Here is a 17,631-nt window from a genome sequence, read left to right on the forward strand (position 1 = left end):
ATGGCAACCGCCACCATCCCCGCCCGCAGCACCGCCTGGACGAGCCGGCTCAAGGACGTGAGTTTCTGGGCCGAGTGGGCCGCCGCCGTCGGCCTGGTCCTGCTCGTCGTCGTCTTCCAGATCCTCAACCCGACGTTCCTCAGCTCGGGCAACATCTCCTCGATGCTGGTCGCCGCCGCGATCCTGGTGATCCTGGCGGTCGGGCAGACCTTCGTGGTCGCCACCGGCGGCATCGACCTGTCGGTCGCGTCGATGATGACGCTCGGCGCGGTGACCTTCGGGCAGGCCTACACGAACGGCTGGGGCCTGGCCTGGTCGTGCGTGGCGGCAGTCGCCGCCGGCACCGCGGCCGGCCTGATCAACGGCCTGGTCATCGCCAAGGGCAAGATCACCGACTTCATCGTCACCCTGGGCATGCTGTCCGCGGCCTCCGGCGCCGCGCTGATCTTCGCGGACGGCAAGCCGGTCACCATCATCGACACGTTCCTGCTCAAGCTCTCCACCGGCGGCATCGGCATCTTCGGCTGGACCGTCATCATCGCCGCGGTCGTCGCGGTCATCGCGCACGGCTTCCTCTTCCACACCCGGTTCGGCACGCACGTGCTGGCCACCGGCGGCTCGGCCGAGGCGGCGAACGCCACCGGCATCAGCACGGCCCGCATCAAGATCGCGGTGTACGCCGTGTCCGGCCTGCTGGCCGGCATGGCCGCGATCCTGCTGGTCGCCCGGGTCGGCGCCGCCGAACCGGCCTCGAACACGTCGTTCCTGCTCAACTCGGTGGCCGCCGTGGTGCTCGGCGGGGTCAGCCTGCTCGGCGGGCGCGCCACCATCGCCGGGCCGGTCATCGGTGCGCTGCTGCTCACCGCGCTGACCAACGGGCTCACCCTGCTCGGCGTCTCGCAGTTCTACCAGCCGCTGGCGGTCGGCTTCGTGGTCGTCCTCGCCGCCCTACTCACGAGGTTCCAAAGATGAGCGCACTGGTGAGTGTCGACGGCGTCTCGCTCGCCTTCGGCAGTGTCCAAGCCCTGAAAGACGTCTCCCTCACGATCGCCGAGGGCGAGATCACCGCCCTGGTCGGCGACAACGGCGCCGGCAAGTCCACGCTGGTCCGCTGCATTGCCGGCGTGCACCGGCCGGACGCCGGCACGATCGCCATGAACGGCGCGGAACTGCACCTCAGGTCGCCCGAGGACGCCCGGGAAAAGGGCATCGAGACCGTCCACCAGAATCTGGCGCTGGTCGAAGACCTCACGGTGTGGCAAAACCTGTTCCTCAACCGCGAACTCGTGCACAAGCTCGGGCCGCTGGCCGTGCTCAACCGGCGCGGCATGCAGCGCGAGGCCAAGGAGATGGTCTCCACCCTCGCGGTCAACGTGCCCGCGGTGACCAGCCGGGTGCGCCGCCTCTCCGGCGGCCAGCGCCAGGCGGTGGCGATCTGCCGGGCGGCCGGCTTCAGCTCGCAACTCGTGATCATGGACGAGCCGACCGCCGCGCTCGGCGTGCAGGAGACCGCCCGGGTCGAGGAGCTGATCACCAAGCTCCGTGACGACGGCCGCGCGGTGCTGCTCATCAGCCACAACTTCGACCAGGTGATGCGCCTGTCCGACCAGGTGTGGGTGATGCGTGCCGGCCGCTGCGTCGGCGGCCGCCGCACCGTCGACACCACCGGCGAAGAGATCGTCGCCCTCATCACCGGCGCCAAGAGCGCCTGAAAGGACCGTTCGTGAACCCCCGCAACCCCCTCGGCGTGCACGCACTGGTCTGGGTCGGCGACACCGGCCCGGCCTCGGTCAGCACCGCCGTCGACAAGACCAGGGCCGCCGGATACGACCTGCTCGAGTTCTCGCTGCACGACTCGCTCAACCTGGACGTCGCCCGCACCCGCCAGGAACTCGAGGCGGCCGGGCTCCAGGTCGCCTGCTCGCGCGGCCTGGCCATGGACGCCGACATCTCCAGCGACGATCCGGCCGTGGTCGGGCGCGGTGAGCGGCTGCTGCACGAGTCGCTGGCGATCGCGGCCGGCCTCGGCGCCACCCATCTGACCGGGGCGCTCTACAGCGCGTTCGGCAGCTATGCCCGCCCGCTCAGCACGGCCGGCCGGGCCAACATCGTCACCGTGCTCCGGCAGCTCGCCAAGGAGGCCAAGGGCACCGGCGTTACGCTCGGCCTGGAGATCTGCAACCGGTACGAGACGAACGTGGTCAACACCGCCCGCGACGCGCTGCGCCTGGCCGACGACATCGGCGAGGACAACGTGGTGATCCACCTCGACACTTACCACATGAACATCGAGGAGAACGACATGGTCCGTCCGGTGCTCGACGCCGGTGACCGCCTCGGGTACGTGCACGTCGGCGAGAATCACCGCGGCTACCTGGGCTCCGGCCACCTCGACTTCACGTCGTTCTTCCACGCCCTCGGCACGATCGGCTACTCCGGGCCGATCACGTTCGAGTCGTTCTCGTCCGCGGTGGTCGCCCCGGGCCTCTCCGCCGACCTGTCGATCTGGCGCAACCTCTGGAACGACGGCGAAGACCTGGCCCGCCACGCCCGCCAGTTCATGACCTCCCACCTGACCGCCGTGCCCGCGTGATGACCACGTTCGCGGATCTCGTTGGCCGGGCCCGCGCGCTCGTCGAGGGCGAGCGCCGGGCCGTGCTCGGGATCGCCGGTGCACCGGCCGCCGGCAAGACCACCCTCGCCGAGGAACTGGTCCGCGCGCTCGGCGAGGCCGGGGTGCCCGTGGCCCACGTACCCATGGACGGTTTCCACCTGGCCGACGTGGAACTGGAGCGGCTCGGCCTGCGCGACCGCAAGGGTGCGCCGGCCACGTTCGACGCCCTCGGATACGCGGCCCTGCTGCGCCGGCTGCACGAGGACCGGGACGACATCGTGTACGCGCCGGGCTTCGAACGCGGCCTCGAGCAGCCGATCGCCGGTGCCATCCCGATCCACCGGTCCGCCCGGCTGGTCGTCACCGAGGGCAACTACCTGCTGGTCGACGACCCGCGCTGGGGCACCGTACGCCCCCAGCTCGACGAGGTCTGGTACGTCGACCTCGACCAGGAGGAACGGCTGCGGCGACTGATCGACCGGCACGTCCGCTTCGGCAAACCCGAGGCGGACGCGATCGCCTGGGCCACCGGCACCGACGAGCACAACGCCGAGGTCATCATGGCCACCCGCGACCGCGCCGACCTGGTCGTCCCGGCCTCGGTGCTCGACCAGGTGGTCACTCAGAGCCCGGCCAGGTAACGCTGCAGATTCTGGTGCCGGAACTGATAGGCGGCGCCGTTCTGCCGTAGCACCCCGCGCCGGTGGGCGTCGGCGAGAAAGGGCAGGAGCCCGAACGGGAGCCGGCCGCGCAGCCCGTACCAGAGCCGCACCAGGAAGTAGTTCCCGGTCGCCGTGGTGAGCCCGGCGATGTGTGCGATCGCCAGGGCCGCGACCGCGAAGGTGAGGACCGGCACCGCCCAGCCGGCATAGAAGGCGAGCACGGCCGCCGTCGCCAGGCCGGCGAGGATCGCCTGCAACCAGGCCGCGACCCGGTCGGTCCGGAGCACCTCGGCGGGCTGGACGGCCGCGGTGACGTCGATGGACGTCCGGGTGAGCTGGTCGACGAGCCGGGACGGCCCGACGGCGAGCGCCACGACCGCGGGCACGGCGAGCAGGTAGCCCAGCGCCACCTGCAGAACGGGGGTCGTCAGCACCACGAACAGGACGGCCAGGATCAGCACCAGCTCCGCCGCCCTGCGCCGGGTGAACGGCTCCTTCTTCGGCGCCGGGTGCGGCCCGAAGAGTTGCCGGCGCAGCGAGGCGAGGTTCGGCCTGAACCGTTTCGGGGCCGGCGGCGGGGCGAACAGCTGCACCACCCCGGCCACGGCGCCGAACAGGAGCACCGGCTTCAGCACCTCGAGGTTGGCGCGGCCGGCCGACACGTGCAGCACGACGGCGAGCAGCAGCCACTCGGCCGCAACCACGGCCGCGGCGAGTGCGGCCAGCCCGGCGCGCGGCCGCGGCAGCAGGTGGCGCACCTCCCACCAGCGCAGTTCCTGGCTCTCGTGGCGGGACAGGTGCCGGGCCAGGAACGCCAGCCGCGCGGTGGCCCGGTCCGGGTCCTCGCGATAGACGCTCGGCAGGTACCGGGCGAACAGGTGATCCTCCACGGACCGCTGGTCCGGCAGGGCGACCAGCCCGGCCGGGTCGGCGCCGGGCGCACGATGGACGACACCGGCGATGTAGATCAGCAGCGGGCTGCCGAGCACGCGGGCGAGCGGGCCGTCCGGGTCAGCGGTCAGGGCCGCCTCGACGGCGCCCCAGCGCTGCGCACCGTCGACCCGGCCGGCCGCGAGATAGGCGATGGCGGAGGCGGCGCCGACCGGCTCGACGGCAACTACGAGGGCCCGGTTCAGCGGGGCGCCGACGGCCTCGACGGCGGCCTCATACTCGTCGGCCCGGCAGGTCAGGAGCAGTGGACCGTCCGCGGAGAGGACGCGACGCAACTCGCGCAGGGCTGCCCCGCGTACGGAATCAGGAATTTCATCCAGGCCATCGAGAACAGGGATGATCAGACCGTCGCGCACCAGATCGGTAGCAACCGCCGCATCGATGCCATAGCGCTCATTGATCTGCTGCGGCAGCCAGTCGTCGAAGGTGTCCCGGCCCGGGTCCGGCGTCCACGCCGCCAGCGAGAGCAGGACCGCGACCGGCGCACCGGCCCGGTACGGCCGGTTCAGCTCGCGGACGAACAGCGCCGCCATGGTCGACTTGCCCGCGCCGGGCGGTCCGACGATCACCACGCGCTGGGCGTCGAGCTGCCGCCAGGTCGCCGCCAGGTCGGTGGCGTCGCCGCTCAGCCGCAGCCGCGTCGGCCGGCCCGGCACGCTTGCGCCGACCACGTCCGCGGCCGGCGCCGCCACCGCCCCCTCGACCGACTGCCAGCGCACCCGCAGCGGGCCGTCGACCACGGCGTCGGGATCCAGCGGCAGCCGGCGGGCCACGATGCCGGCCAGCGTCCGGCAGACCTCCCCGGTGCCGGCCGGCGGGCCCGGCCGGCGCGCGGCCGCGATCCCGATCGCCAGCGCCACCACGGCCACCACGAACGCACCGATGCTGGCCAGGCCGTCCGCGGTGTCCAGCAGGCGGTCCGGGCCGGACGCCAGCGCCGCCAGCAGAGCCACCAGGAACGCCACCGCGGCGACCCACCACACCAGCTTCCGCCGGTCACCGCGCGCGAACATCCCGACATCATTCCGGTGCGGACCGGTTTCCCTCAAGGTGGACCGCCGCACGCCGATCTGCACCCCGACGTGACGAGCGGCTGGGGGTAACCGGTGGGCAGATGGCGCTGGCCGGCCTGGAAGGCCTACCTTGCGCTGTCGGTCGCGGTGATGATCGTCTACTACGCGGTGCCGGTCGACGAGGTGCAGGCCGTGCTGGTCGGCACGCTCGGCCTGTCGTCCGCGGCCGCGATCGTGGTCGGGGTCCGCCGCAACCGTCCCGCCGTCCGCTGGCCCTGGTATCTGATGGCGGCCGCCCGCGCCTGCTTCGCGCTGGCCGAGGTCGCCTACTGGATACAGACCTTTGTGGCCGGTGAGGACGTCTTCCCCGGTTACGCCGACGTCCTCTATCTGGCGTTCGCCGTCATGCTGGCCATCGCGGTGGTCGGCCTGGTGCGCGCCCGCCGCCCCGGCAAGGACGTGCCCGGCCTGCTCGACGCGCTGGTGCTGTCCACCGGCGCCGCGATGCTGGCCTGGGTCTTCCTGATCGTGCCGTACGTGCGGGCCGAGGACCTGAGCCCGCTGGCCCGCGCGGTGTCGCTGGCCTACCCGGTCTCCGACCTGCTCGTGCTCGCCGTGCTGTCCCGCCTGGTCACCGGCCGCGGCGACCGCCCGCCGGCGTACCGCCTCTTCGTCGCGAGTGTCCTGGCCCTGCTGATCGCCGACATCGGTTACGCCCTGCTGGAGCTGAGCATCGGCTACACCGCCGGGAACATCGTGGACCTGGGCTGGCTGGCCATGCAGGCCCTGGGCGGCGCCGCGGCCCTGCACCCGTCGGTCACCTCGCTGTCCCGCAAGAGCCCACCGGTCGCCGAGGGCCCGGCACCGCGCCGCCGGGTGGTGGCACTGGCCGTGGCCAGCCTGATGGCGCCCGCGGTGCTGGCCATCGAGTGGCTGCGCGGCATGCCGATCGACGTACCGGTGATCGTGGCCGGCTGCACGGTCCTGTTCCTGCTGGTGATCGCCCGGCTGGACGGCCTGGTCCGGTTGCTGGCGTCGGCCCTGCGCGCGGTCGAGGAGCAGGCCACCACCGACCAGCTGACCGGCCTCGCCAACCGGCGCCGCTTCCACGACCGCTGGGAGTCGGCCCTGAGCGAGTCGGTCGGCCCGACCGCGCTGCTCTACATCGACCTGGACGGCTTCAAGCCGGTGAACGACGCGTTCGGCCACGAGGCCGGCGACGCCGTCCTGGTGGCGGTGGCCGACCGCATCAACGGCGTCATGCGGGCCGGCGACGTGGTGGCCCGCCTGGGCGGCGACGAGTTCGCCGTGATCCTCCCCTGGACCGACGACGAAACCGCCAACAAGGTCGCCGAACGCATCCTGACCGCGCTGGCCGACCCCTTCGACACCCCCACCCGCGAGGTGTACATCGGCGCCAGCATCGGCGCGATCCGGGCCCGCTCCGGAGCCGACCCCGACAACGAACTACGCCGAGCCGACACCGCCATGTACGCCGCCAAGGCAAGCGGCCGCAACCGCATCCACCGCGACGACGAACTCCCGGTGGACGGTTCTCGCTAGAGTGGATCGCCTCGCCGGTATGGAGGGATCCGCCCGTGGACCCTGTGACGCCCAATCTCATCGCAGGCCTGATCGTCGAGGCGATAAAGGTTTCGGCTCCCGGGCGCGCAAGGTCGATCCCGCGATCAGGGCGGAGCTCGAGCAGCGCGCGGTCGGCGATCCGCGGAAATTCCTGGTGTCCATCCTGTCCGAGCTGGAGTCCGTCTCCCCGGACGACAGCCTGCTCATCGGGCGGTTCCTCCGCACTCCCGAATTCCGGAGTTTTGCCAGGTCGATCGCCGTGGCGTCGATGGTCCGGGACCCGGATCTGCAGCACGGCGGATTCGTCGAGAAGCTGTCTGCCCTGCTGGTACTCGCCGAATCGTTACCGAGGGAGCCGGCCAACCGGTACGCCAGACTGCTGGTCGAGACCATCTCGACCGGGAGCCGGGAGGCGCTGACGATCCTCAGCAACAAGGACTCGGCCGAGTATGAGCTCGTGCTCCGCCAGGCCGAGGCCGAGCACGGTCGAACGCTCGGGGCACGCGAACACAGCCAGATCCTGAACCAGATGGACAGTCATCAGTACGCGGCCACCTTGGAGTTTGTCGACGAGTACTGCCGCATCGCGTACGCGGCCAGCGGTGAACTCGTCCCGGCATACTTCGACACACAGCGCCGGGTGCCGATCGGCGCCCTGCACGTCGCGCCCACGTTCGCCATGATCGACTCCACTTCGCAGCCGCTGTGGTCTCAGCTCCGGTCACCGACCGATACCGAAACGACGGACCTGCCCGGGCTTATCGGCCGGTCCTATCGTGTCGTGGTCCTCGGCGACCCGGGCGCCGGCAAGTCGACACTGGCCCAGCGCATTCTTCATGACCTGACCGCTCCACTCGACGACAACGCGGCCATCGGACGGGTTCCGTTCGTGGTCACCCTGCGCCGGTACGACGAGAAGAAGAGGCACCGCGGCTACTCGCTGATCCAGTACATCGAAGCCTCCCTCAACGAGAACTTCCATCTTTCAGCTCCCGCGGGGGCGATCGAGTATCTGTTCACGACCGGGCGGGCGATCGCTGTCCTGGACGGCCTCGACGAATTGCTGGAAACGCACCTGAGGCGCGAGATGGTGGAGGCGGTCGAAAACTTCGGGCAGAAGTATTCGTCGGCCGAAATGATCGTCACCAGCCGGAAGATCGGCTACCCGGAGGCACCCCTGAAGACCGACGTCTTCAAGGTCGCAGTCCTGGAGGAGTTCGACGAGTACAACGTCGCCGAATACGCCCAGAAGTGGTTCCGGCTGGATGACCGGCTGCCCCGGTCGGAGCGTGCCCGCATCACGGCGGCCTTCATCGAAGAATCGGAGAGTGTCGCCGACATCAGGAGCAACCCGCTGATGCTCGGACTCCTCTGCAACGTCTACCGCGGCGAGCGGTCGATCCCGCGCAACCGGGCCGAACTGTACGACCAGTGTGCCCGGATGTTGTTCGAGAAGTGGGACGCAAGTCGCGGCATCGGCACCGCCAACATCCTGCGAAGTGACGCCCGAGCGGCACTTCAGGTGGCCGCGGCGTCGATGTTCGGAGCATCGAGCAGAGCGGAGGGACTGGCTGAGAACGAGCTGGTCACGCTCATCGCCGACAGCTGGCACGGCAGCCGGTACGAGAGCCAGGAGGAGGCGCGGGACGCGGCCCGGTCATTGCTGGCGTCCTGGCGCGGCAGAGCATGGGTCCTGACCGACGTCGGACTCGACGTCCGGGGCGACAGCAGGTACAAGTTCGCCCACCAGACTTTCCTCGAGTACTTCGCGGCCGAGCACATCGTCCGCTGCAATCCGACCCCTGACGAACTGTGGGCCGTCCTGGAGCCACACATCGCCCGGACCGAGTGGGAGATCGTGGCCCAGCTTGCCGTGCAGATGTCGGCCCAGCACAACAGTCGTGCGGCTGATCGGATATACGACCTGGTTCTGACGGCTTGCCACAAGACCGGTCGCCAAGAGGCGCACGCGCTGCTCCGCTTCGCCCTGGAGTATTGCGACGTCTTCCTACCGAGCCTGGATCGAGTCAGGCGGACGGTCGCGGCCGCACTCGACATCTATCTCGCGGCTCCGGGGACGACGGTTCCGGCGGGGTCCGAATCGTCACCGGTCGACGACTCGCTGCAATTGCTCAAAATCGCTGCGGGGCTGCGTGAGGAGAGGATCTCCCGGGTCGCCATCGAGGAGATCAGTGTGCGCTGCACGCAGCGTCTCGCCGCGGCCGAGGACCGCGTCGCCCGAAGGGCGTTGCTGGTCCTGGGCAGCCGGCGCGAGTTCGAGTCGCTGCTGGAGGTCGAGCCGGGGTCGCTCGGGGAGGTCGACTGGCACGCCTTGAAACCGGTATGGGGCGACCGGCTCGTCACCTGGGTTCGCAGCAGCGAGGAGGTCGCCCTCACCGCGTATGAGAATCGCCTCATCAACGGACGCAGCGTCACCGAACTTGTCCCCCTTTCTGCACTCCTCGAGGCGGCTCCGCGATTCGGCCTGAAGTTTCCCTGGCGCTCGCCAGCCGTGATCCTTTTCCTGCGGAGGTACCTCACCGAGTTCGGTCCCGCGTGGCCCAGCAACAACGCCGCCCGGGACATGCACCAGCTCGGCACGACGTTTGGCCTGCTGAGGTCACCCTTCATCCCGCCGTCGTTCCACGACCATTCCGGGACGAGCGATCTCGTGATCCGGCAGTGCACGCTGGGGAGTCCCGACTGGGACGAGTTTGTCGCCCTCCGGGACCAGGCTCGCCAGGCGATCCCGTTCCCGGCACCGACCGGGCCCGCTGCGTACAGCGCGGCGGTGATCCTCGGATCGATCATCGAGACCGAGCGCTGGGACCGGAAGCTGTCGGCGTCACCGGATGTCGGGTCCTTCCTTCAGCTCGGCCCGGTGCAGGCCCTCGAGCCCCTGTTCGTGTCGCGGATCTCGAATGTTGCCGTGCGGCACGTCGACCGGGCGCTACGCCAGTTTCCCTTCACCACCGATCAGCACCGCATCCTGGCCGCCTGGGCGGCGGGTGATTTCGACTTCGTCGTGCGTCGGCGGGCATGATGCCGAGGGCGCCCGTGAGCGTGGCCGTCACGAAGCCTTCCGTTTTGCGGCGGTCTTCTTCTTAGCCGGTTTTGCGGCCTTTGTCGCTTTCGCCGCGGTCTTCTTCGCGGTCTTCTTCGCCGGCTGGGCCGACCGGCGCTTCTGGGCGTTCTCGACGCTGCGCTTGAGCACCTCGAAGAGGTCGGTCACGTTCGTCGGCTCCGGGGCCGGGTCGGCGGCCGTAATCTCCTTGCCGGCCTTCTTCTTCTTGATCAGGTCCTTGACGCGGTCGGTGTAGGTGTCGCGGAAGTCCTGGGGGCGCCACGGGCCGGCCATCGAGTCGATCAGTTGCTGGGCCATGCTCAGTTCGGCCTTCTTGACGGCGCCCCTGCGGGGCAGGCCCTCGATCTCGGCCTTCGGGTCGCGCACCTCGTCGGCGAAGAACATGGTCTGCAGGATCAGCAGGTCCTTCTCGGCCCGGATCGCCGCCAGGTACTCCTTGTTGCGCATCACCAGGGTGCCGATCGCGGCGCGGTTCGCGTCCGTCATCGCGTCGCGCAACAGGCCGTACACCTTTGCCGTGTCGTCGCTGCCCGGGCCCAGGTAGTAGGTCTTCTGGTAATAGAGCGGGTCGATGTCGTCCAGATCGACGAAGCGGTCGATCTCCAGGCTGCGGGAGCGGCCGGGCGCCACCTCGTCGAGTTCGCCGGCGTCCAGCATCACGTAGCCGCCGCCCGCCTCGGCGCCCTTGACGATGTCGTCGTGGTCGACCTCCTTGCCGGTGCGCTCGTTGACGCGCTTGTAGCGGATGCGGTCCGACGTGCCCTTCTCGAACTGGTGGAACGACACCTCGTGGTCGTGCGTGGCCGAATACATCGAGACCGGCACCGACACCAGCCCGAACGTGATGGCCCCGGTCCAGATCGGCCGCGCCATGTCTCCTCCTTCAGCTCCGCCTCGTCATGCCAACGAGTTACCCGCAAACTGACCGTTTCATCGCGCCGGATCCTGAGCACTCTGCGCCCCATGCACCCGTTCGACGACATCACCGTGCGCGAAACCGGCCGCGGCGGTCAGGGCCAGCCGTCGCTCAGCTTCACCGGCGACGTCACCACCAACCAGCTGGCCGAGACGCTCAGTGAACTCGCCCGCTCGCTGCAGACCGAGGCCAGCCTCCCGGACACCCTTGGCGGCATCGTGGCCGCCGCCGTGCACACCGTGCCGGGCGCGGAGCACGCCGGCATCACCGAGGTGCGCGAGCGCCGCAAGCTGGTCACGCACGCCGCCACCGCCGAGGTGGTCCGGGACGTCGACCGGGCGCAGTACGAAACCGGTCAGGGCCCGTGCGTCGAATCCGTCTACGCGGAGAAGACGCTGCGCCTCGACGACATGGTCGACGAGCCGCGATGGCCGGCCTTCTGCCGGCTGGCGCTGGGGCTCGGCGTGCGGAGCATGCTTTCCTTTCAGCTGTACGTGGTCGGCGACAACCTCGGCGCGCTGAACCTGTACGCGAGCAACCCGGACGCGTTCACCGACGAGTCCGAGTACGTGGGGCTGCTGTTCGCCTCGCACGCCGCGATCGCCATGGTCGGCGCGCAGCGCGAGCAGGACCTGGACCGGGCGCTGGCCATGCGGGACGTCATCGGCCAGGCCAAGGGCGTCCTGATGGAGCGGTACGGGATCAACGCCGAGCAGGCCTTCTCGCTGCTGGCCCAGGCCAGTCAGCGGACCAACACCAAGCTGACCGAGCTGGCCCGGCGGCTCAGCGAGACCGGCCGGATGTCCGGCGACGGTCAGCTGAAGGAGAGCGGGAAGTAGTCACTGCTGAAGACGAGGAACCGGCCCGGTCAGCGCTGGGAAGCGCGTCGTACCAGGTCAGCAGCCACGTCGCGGAGCTTGCGGTTGCTGTCCTGGGAGGTTCTGCTGAGGAGCGTGAACGCCTCGTCGGCCGTGCACCGCCGCTGCGCCATCACGATGCCCTTGGCCTGCTCGATGACCGCCCGGTGTTCCATGGCGTCGCGCATCTGCCGGGCCAGGGTCGCGGTGGAGTCGTACGAGTGGGCGTTGGCCAGCGCCACGGCCGCGTACCCGGCGAAGGTCTGCGCCGCGATGATCGCGTCGTCGTCGAACGCGTCCTTGCGTACCGCATAGAGATTGAGCGCCCCGGTGACCGCCTCCTGCACCGGCAGGCCCACCGCCATCGAGCTGCACACCCCGGCCGCCGCGGCCCGCTTGGCATAGTCGGCCCAGCGCGGCTCGGCGTCGGTGTCCGGGATGACGAACGTGCTGCCGGCGGTGGCCGCGTCGAGGCAGGGCCCGCGCTCGACGTCGTACTGGAATTCGTCGAGCACCTGGGCCAGCTCGCCGGTGAACGCCGCGGTGTGCGCGCCGTGGTCACCGACCAGCGTCACGGATGCCTCGGCCACCCCGTCGATGGAGATCTTCGCCAGCTCGGCCACCCTCGCCAGCACCCCGGCGAGTTCGGTCTCACCCAGCCGGATGCGGCCGAGCTCGGCGAACGCCTGCTGCGGTTCGATCGAACGTGCGGCGGTCATGGATTGCGCCCTTCAGCCGACGTCGTTAGCCGCAGCCTATACCGCGGCCCGGTCAGGTCAGCTGGGTCCGCATCTTTGCGAGCGCGCGGGTGAGCAACCGGGAGATATGCATCTGGGAGACGCCGATCTGCTCCGCGATGTGCTGCTGGGTGAGGTTGCCGTAGAAGCGCAGCATCACGATCTGCCGCTCCCGGTCGTCCAGCACGGCCATCGCCGGCGGCAGCGCCACGCTGAGCTCGGCCAGTTCGTACCCGTGCTCCTCGAACCCGAGTTTGTCGCCGACGGTGAGCCCGGAGTCGTCGTCGGTCGGTGTGGAGAGCGGGATCGCCCGGTACGCGTGACCGCTCTCCAGCGCCTCCAGCACCTCCTCCTCGGAGACGCCCAGCCAGGTGGCGACGTCGGCGGCCGTCGGCGGGCGCTGCAGATCGTGGGTGAGTTCGGACTGGGCCGCGCTGATCGCGATCCGCAGTTCCTGGAGCCGGCGCGGAATCCGCATCGACCAGGCCCGGTCGCGGAAGTGCCGGCGCACCTCGCCGAGGATCGTCGGGATGGCGTAGCTGGCGAAGTCGGAGCCGCGCTCCGGGTCGAACCCGTCGACGGATTTGATCAGACCGATGGCGGCCGCCTGGGTCAGGTCGTCGAGCGCCTCGCCGCGGTTCGCGTACCGGCGGGCCAGGCGGTTGGCCATCGGCATCCAGGCTTCGATGGCGCGTGCCCGCAGCGCCGGCCGGTCCGGGTGGGACTCGGGCAGTTCGGCCATCGCGGTGATGAGTGCGGCGGCCCGGGTGTCGGCGTCGGCCTCGGCGGCCGAGCGGCGGTGATGCAGAGTAGGCACGGGATCTCCTCCGGAACGCTGCGCGTGGAGGTGCGGATGAAGTGGCCGTGCATCGAACCACGACGACGTCACCCGCACGTCTGGTTCGGCGCCTTCTTCACCGATGCCAAGACGCTACCCGAAAGTCCCAGTACCTACCATCCGAAAGTACGAGTGACGATCAGCCTGCGGGGCGGCAGGTGCTGGTGACCAGTGTCGCGGCGACGTCGCGTACCTTGCGATTGTTGTCCTGCGATGCCTTTGTCAGGAACGCGAACGCCTCGTCGGCCGAGCACCGCCGCTGCGCCATCACGATGCCCTTGGCCTGCTCGATGACCGCGCGGCTGTCCATCGCGGCCTGCAGGTGACGGGACAGCGCGACCGCGCTGTAGAAGACGTGCGCGTTGGCGACCGCGACCGCGGCGTACCCGGCAAAGGTCTGCGCCAGTGTGGTGGCGTCGTCGTCGAACGCGTGCGGCGGCCGGCCGTAGACGTTGAGCGCCCCGGTGACGTCCTCCAGGATCGGCAGGCCGACGGAGAGCACGCTGCCCATTCCGGCGTCCGCCGCGTCCGGCGCCCACTCACCCCAACGGGTGTCGGTCACCGTATCGGGTACGGAAATCGCGGACTGTTCGGCGGCCGCCTGCAGGCAGGGGCCGCGGCTGTCCTCGTACTGTCGCTCGTCGAGGCGCAGGGCCAGGTCACCGGTGAACGCCGCGGTGTGCGGGCCCTTGTCGCCCACCAGGGTGATCGAGACCTCGGCCGCGCCGGGAACGGTCTGACAGGCCAGCGAGACGACCTTGCCCAGCACGTCATCCAGGGTGGCTTCGGTGAATTTCGTACGTCCCAGCTCGGCAACGGCAACCAACGGGTCGATGGAGCTATACGTCATGGTGCGCCAGGCACTCCTTGCAGCGGTCGGGCGGATAGGACTGACCACCCGGAGCCTTGGCGCCCCGGGTCCGCGCCGCTGCTTGACGCAGTAGGCCGATCCCTGCTCGGGGTCGGCCACAGACGAAGATATTACCCACTGAACGCAGCCGGACCTCACCCCGGCACACGGTCGGTGCAGGGACGTATTTTATTCGCCGTGGATGTGGAAAGCATGGAGAGCGACGAGCGGCTGCGCCGGCTCGAGGCGGTCACGGACGCCACCCTGTCCCGGCTGGACGCCTCCGACTTGCTCGACGAGTTGCTGGACCGGGTCCGCGACCTGCTGGGGGCGGACACCGCCGCGATCCTGTTGATCGACGCCCATTCCCGGCAGCTGGTGGCCACGGCCGCCAATGGCCTGGAGGAGGAGGTACGCCGCGGCTTCCGGCTGGACGTGGGCCGCGGCTTCGCGGGCCGGGTGGCCGCGACCCGGCAGCCGGTCGTGCTCCCGGACGTCACCCCCGCCGACGTGGTCAACCCGATCCTGATCGAGATGGGCATCCGCTCCCTGCTGGGCGTGCCGGTGTTCGCGGCCGGCGAGGTGGTGGGCGTCCTGCACGTCGGCACCCTGTCCCCGCGCGCCTTCACCTCCGACGACGTCCAACTGCTGCAGCTGGCCGCCGACCGCGCCGGCGTGGCCGGCCAGATCCGCAACCAGAAACTGGAACGCGCGACCACGCTGGCCCTGCAACGCAGCCTGCTGCCCGCCACCCTGCCCGAAGTGCCCGGCGTCGACCTGGCCGCCCGCTACGTCCCCGGCCATGCGTTCGGCCTGGGCGGCGACTGGTACGACGTGTTCACCCTGCCGTCCGGCTGGCTCGGCCTGGTGATCGGCGACGTCTCCGGACACGGCCTGGCCTCGGCCGTGGTGATGGGCCGCATCCGCAGCGCGCTACGCGCATACGCCCTGGTCAGCGAAGAGCCGGCCGAGGTGCTCACGCTGCTGGACCGCAAGGTGCGCCACTTCGAGGCCGGCAGCCTCACCACGGCCCTGTACGCGATGCTCTCCCCCGACCGCCGGACGATCCTGGTGTCCTCGGCCGGCCATCCCCCGCCGGTGATCGCCGCCCCCACGGTCCCCGCCACCCTGGCCGCCCTGCCCGCCGACCCGCCCTTGGGCGTGGGCACCCCCAAGGCCGAACGGCGCACCACCCGGCTAGACCTGCCGCCCGGCGCGGTCCTGGTCTGCTACACCGACGGCCTGGTGGAACGCCGCGACCAGGAGATCGACGTCGGCTTCCGGCTGCTGACCGAGGTGATCCGCCCCGCCGACCCCGAGACGATCTGCGCCACGGTGATGTCAGCCGCCGGCGCCGACGAGCCCACCGACGACGTGGCCCTGCTGGTAGTCCGCCGTCACGGGTGACCGCCATTCCCGCAGCCCACCCTCACCAGCGGCCATTCCCGGCGGCCCTTCCCGGCACCCGATCACGCACCCCGCACCGGCCCACCGCAGATCTTGAGTAATTCGCGTTGCGCGGGTCAGGACGGATGAAACTCCCAGAAAGCGCGCAACGCCGCTATCCGGCCGGCGCCGTCGCTTCGGTAGGTGAAGACGCCGCGTACCGCCGTCGCGTGGCCGCCCGGCAACGTCAGATGGATGCAGCCCACGTCGGCCACCTCGTCGCCGCACAGGTACGACCGCTCGATCTCGAAGCGCATCCCGTCCACCCGGCCGATCACGTTGTCGTAGAACGCCGCGATCGCCGTCGCCCCCCGATGCCCGCGCCCGGACGGGTCGAGCGGTGACGGCCCCACCGGATCCTCGACCACGGCGTCGTCGGCGAACAGGCCGAGCCACGCCGTCCGATCGCCGGACCCGGCCGCCGCCTGGGACCGCCTCGCCAACTCGCGCGCCGTCATCGCCATGCCCGGGACACTAGAACACGTTCTATTCCTCGGCAAGGGTGACCGGCAGGCGCACGTCGGTGCCGGTGCCGAGCGTCGGGTGGTTGCCTCGAATGTGGATCTCGTAGCCGGACACCACCGCCCGGTAGAGGCGCAACGGCGCCGGCGCGGTCAGTTCCTCCGGTGCGAACGGGTGGGCGTCGGCACCCACGTCGCGGAAGGCGATCACGCACTCGATGGCCAGCTGGTCGTCCGGGACGCGCTGGGCGGTCGCCGACAGGTAGACCGCCTGTGGATTGTCGGTGGGCGGCACCGACGAGTCGAAGATGACCATCACGATCTCCGGCGTCGTCTCCACGTTCTGCGAGTGCTGCGCGCGCGGATGCGAGATCCAGTACAGCGTGCGGTACTCGTGATGGGTGAAGTAGACCGGCGACAGCCTCGGCCCGCCGTCCGGCTCGACCGTGCCGAGGGTGAGGTAGCGGTTGGCGTCGAAGACGTCGCGCACGACCTGATCCAGCTCAGGATCACTCATGCCCCGGGAGCGTAGCGATCAGTTGACCGAGGCGGGTGGCGGCCTCGGTCAGGTCCGCCGGGGGCAAATGCGAAAAACTCAGCCGTACGTGGTCATCGCCGTCGCCGTCGTCCACACAGAACCGGGTGCCAGGGACGAACGACACACCCGCCTTCTCGGCCGGCGGCAGCAGCCGCGTACCGCTGAAACTGCCCGGCAGTCGCACCCAGAGGAACCAGCCGCCCTGCGGCACCTCGACCGGCAGGTGCGCACGTACGGCCGCGACCAGGGCATCACGCTGGAGGCGGTACGCGTCGCGGAGCCGCGCCACATGCCGGTCGTAGACACCGGACGTCCCGAACGACGCCATCGTCACCGCCGTCGCGTGGTTGACGCCGCCGCCACTGTCCACATACCCCAGGCCGGCGAGCCGGCCGATCAGATCCGGCGCCGCGTTGACCCAGCCGAGACGCAGTCCGGGCGCGACGGTCTTGGCGAACGAACCCAGCCGCACCACCCCGGATCCGCCCGACAACTCCCACAGCGACGGCGGCGCGGTCCCCTCGTAGACCAGCTCCCGGTAGGTGTCGTCCTCCACGAGCAGCAGACCCTCCCGCCGGGCCACCTCGATCAGCTCCCGGCGCCGCGCGTCGTCCAGGCTGCGCCCGGTCGGGTTGCCGAAGGTGGGCACCAGGTAGAGGAACGGCACCCGCCGGCCGATCGTGCGCACCAGGCCGGCGAGTTCCGCCGGCGAGCCGGGCATCCGCCGCAGCGTCGCCCCGGTGTCGGCCAGGATCCGGAACGCCAGGTGATAGGTCGGCGAGTCGACCAGGATCACGTCGCCCGGCCCGGCCAGCAGCGACGCCACCAGCGCCAGCGCGTGCGAGGCCCCACCGGTGACGAAGGTCTGCGCGAACCGGGTGCCGTCCGCCAGGTGCGCGCACAGCCAGTCCACCAGCGGAGCCGGGCCGGTGGCGTGGCCGTAGGTGAGCTGCTGCCAGCCGAACGTGCGGGCCGCCTCCGCACCCGCCGCCGCCCATTCCTCGACCGGCAGCAGGCCGGGGCGCGGATGGCCCCACCCGAGGTCCAGAATGCCGGGTCGCCGCTCGAACTGAATCACC

At 70.3% G+C, this 17,631-nt stretch carries 16 protein-coding genes; 8 read left to right on the forward strand and 8 right to left on the reverse strand.

The window, feature by feature from the left end; all coding sequences use genetic code 11:
- The 4 genes from Ari01nite_RS33495 to Ari01nite_RS33510 are packed head-to-tail and all read left to right on the forward strand — an operon-like array spanning window position 1 to window position 3,255.
- Window positions 1–972, forward strand: coding sequence for an ABC transporter permease (locus tag Ari01nite_RS33495; RefSeq protein ID WP_203786248.1), 972 nt, complete (start codon window positions 1–3; stop codon window positions 970–972).
- The gene (locus Ari01nite_RS33500) at window positions 969–1,712 is read left to right on the forward strand and encodes an ATP-binding cassette domain-containing protein (RefSeq protein WP_203786249.1); all 744 of its coding nucleotides are present in this window, start codon (window positions 969–971) and stop codon (window positions 1,710–1,712) included. Before Ari01nite_RS33495 ends, Ari01nite_RS33500 begins: the two co-directional genes overlap by 4 nt.
- A gap of 11 nt (window positions 1,713–1,723) precedes the next feature.
- Window positions 1,724–2,593 carry a sugar phosphate isomerase/epimerase family protein gene (locus Ari01nite_RS33505; protein WP_203786250.1) on the forward strand — a complete coding sequence of 290 codons (870 nt, stop codon included), beginning with the start codon at window positions 1,724–1,726 and terminating at the stop codon, window positions 2,591–2,593.
- A complete protein-coding gene (locus Ari01nite_RS33510) occupies window positions 2,593–3,255 on the forward strand; it encodes a nucleoside/nucleotide kinase family protein (RefSeq protein ID WP_203786251.1) in 663 nt (220 codons plus the stop codon). The genes Ari01nite_RS33505 and Ari01nite_RS33510 overlap by 1 nt, the downstream gene beginning before the upstream one ends.
- Here the strand turns inward: Ari01nite_RS33510 and Ari01nite_RS33515 are convergent.
- Window positions 3,237–5,240 (reverse strand): NACHT domain-containing protein, encoded by a 2,004-nt coding sequence (locus Ari01nite_RS33515; RefSeq protein WP_203786252.1) that lies wholly within the window; start codon window positions 5,238–5,240, stop codon window positions 3,237–3,239. The two genes, Ari01nite_RS33510 and Ari01nite_RS33515, sit on opposite strands and share 19 nt — an antisense overlap.
- Window positions 5,241–5,333: 93 nt before the next feature.
- Between Ari01nite_RS33515 and Ari01nite_RS33520 the strand changes: the two genes are divergently transcribed.
- Together Ari01nite_RS33520 and Ari01nite_RS33525 are read left to right on the forward strand one after the other, a co-directional pair.
- Window positions 5,334–6,803 carry a GGDEF domain-containing protein gene (locus tag Ari01nite_RS33520; protein WP_203786253.1) on the forward strand — a complete coding sequence of 490 codons (1,470 nt, stop codon included), beginning with the start codon at window positions 5,334–5,336 and terminating at the stop codon, window positions 6,801–6,803.
- A gap of 175 nt (window positions 6,804–6,978) precedes the next feature.
- Window positions 6,979–9,867, forward strand: a complete 2,889-nt coding sequence (locus Ari01nite_RS33525; protein ID WP_203786254.1) for an NACHT domain-containing protein — start codon at window positions 6,979–6,981, stop codon at window positions 9,865–9,867.
- 27 nt (window positions 9,868–9,894) lie between these two features.
- Here the strand turns inward: Ari01nite_RS33525 and ku are convergent, their stop codons facing one another.
- Window positions 9,895–10,782 carry a non-homologous end joining protein Ku gene (gene ku / locus Ari01nite_RS33530; protein WP_203786255.1) on the reverse strand — a complete coding sequence of 296 codons (888 nt, stop codon included), beginning with the start codon at window positions 10,780–10,782 and terminating at the stop codon, window positions 9,895–9,897.
- Between the two features lie 90 nt (window positions 10,783–10,872).
- On the opposite strand from ku, the gene Ari01nite_RS33535 reads away from it, so the two are divergent.
- On the forward strand, window positions 10,873–11,664 hold the full coding sequence (locus Ari01nite_RS33535) for a GAF and ANTAR domain-containing protein (RefSeq protein WP_203786256.1): 792 nt from the start codon (window positions 10,873–10,875) through the stop codon (window positions 11,662–11,664).
- Window positions 11,665–11,693: 29 nt separating this feature from the next.
- On the opposite strand, the gene Ari01nite_RS33540 is transcribed toward Ari01nite_RS33535, so the two are convergent.
- The 3 genes from Ari01nite_RS33540 to Ari01nite_RS33550 all read right to left on the reverse strand — a co-directional run bounded on the left by Ari01nite_RS33540 (window position 11,694) and on the right by Ari01nite_RS33550 (window position 14,107).
- On the reverse strand, window positions 11,694–12,401 hold the full coding sequence (locus Ari01nite_RS33540) for a GAF and ANTAR domain-containing protein (protein WP_203786257.1): 708 nt from the start codon (window positions 12,399–12,401) through the stop codon (window positions 11,694–11,696).
- Between the two features lie 52 nt (window positions 12,402–12,453).
- Entirely contained in the window at window positions 12,454–13,161 is a 708-nt protein-coding gene (locus Ari01nite_RS33545) for a SigB/SigF/SigG family RNA polymerase sigma factor (protein WP_203786383.1), read from the reverse strand.
- A 235-nt stretch (window positions 13,162–13,396) separates the two neighbouring features.
- The gene (locus Ari01nite_RS33550; RefSeq protein WP_203786258.1) at window positions 13,397–14,107 is read right to left on the reverse strand and encodes a GAF and ANTAR domain-containing protein; all 711 of its coding nucleotides are present in this window, start codon (window positions 14,105–14,107) and stop codon (window positions 13,397–13,399) included.
- A 198-nt stretch (window positions 14,108–14,305) separates the two neighbouring features.
- Here Ari01nite_RS33550 and Ari01nite_RS33555 point away from each other — a divergent pair, with 198 nt between their 5' ends.
- Complete coding sequence (locus tag Ari01nite_RS33555; protein ID WP_239163252.1) at window positions 14,306–15,514, forward strand: PP2C family protein-serine/threonine phosphatase; 1,209 nt, start codon at window positions 14,306–14,308, stop codon at window positions 15,512–15,514.
- Between the two features lie 116 nt (window positions 15,515–15,630).
- On the opposite strand, the gene Ari01nite_RS33560 is transcribed toward Ari01nite_RS33555, so the two are convergent.
- From Ari01nite_RS33560 to Ari01nite_RS33570, 3 genes are read right to left on the reverse strand one after another with little or no spacing between them, the layout of a single operon-like run.
- Window positions 15,631–16,017: a nuclear transport factor 2 family protein gene (locus Ari01nite_RS33560; RefSeq protein WP_239163253.1), complete on the reverse strand. Its 387-nt coding sequence runs from the start codon at window positions 16,015–16,017 to the stop codon at window positions 15,631–15,633.
- 22 nt (window positions 16,018–16,039) lie between these two features.
- A complete protein-coding gene (locus Ari01nite_RS33565) occupies window positions 16,040–16,531 on the reverse strand; it encodes a pyridoxamine 5'-phosphate oxidase family protein (protein ID WP_203786259.1) in 492 nt (163 codons plus the stop codon).
- Window positions 16,524–17,630 carry an aminotransferase-like domain-containing protein gene (locus Ari01nite_RS33570; RefSeq protein ID WP_203786260.1) on the reverse strand — a complete coding sequence of 369 codons (1,107 nt, stop codon included), beginning with the start codon at window positions 17,628–17,630 and terminating at the stop codon, window positions 16,524–16,526. The genes Ari01nite_RS33565 and Ari01nite_RS33570 overlap by 8 nt, the downstream gene beginning before the upstream one ends.
- Between the last annotated feature and the right edge of the window lies 1 nt (window position 17,631).

It is taken from the genome of Paractinoplanes rishiriensis, from assembly GCF_016862375.1.
GTDB classification, from domain to species: domain Bacteria; phylum Actinomycetota; class Actinomycetes; order Mycobacteriales; family Micromonosporaceae; genus Actinoplanes; species Actinoplanes rishiriensis.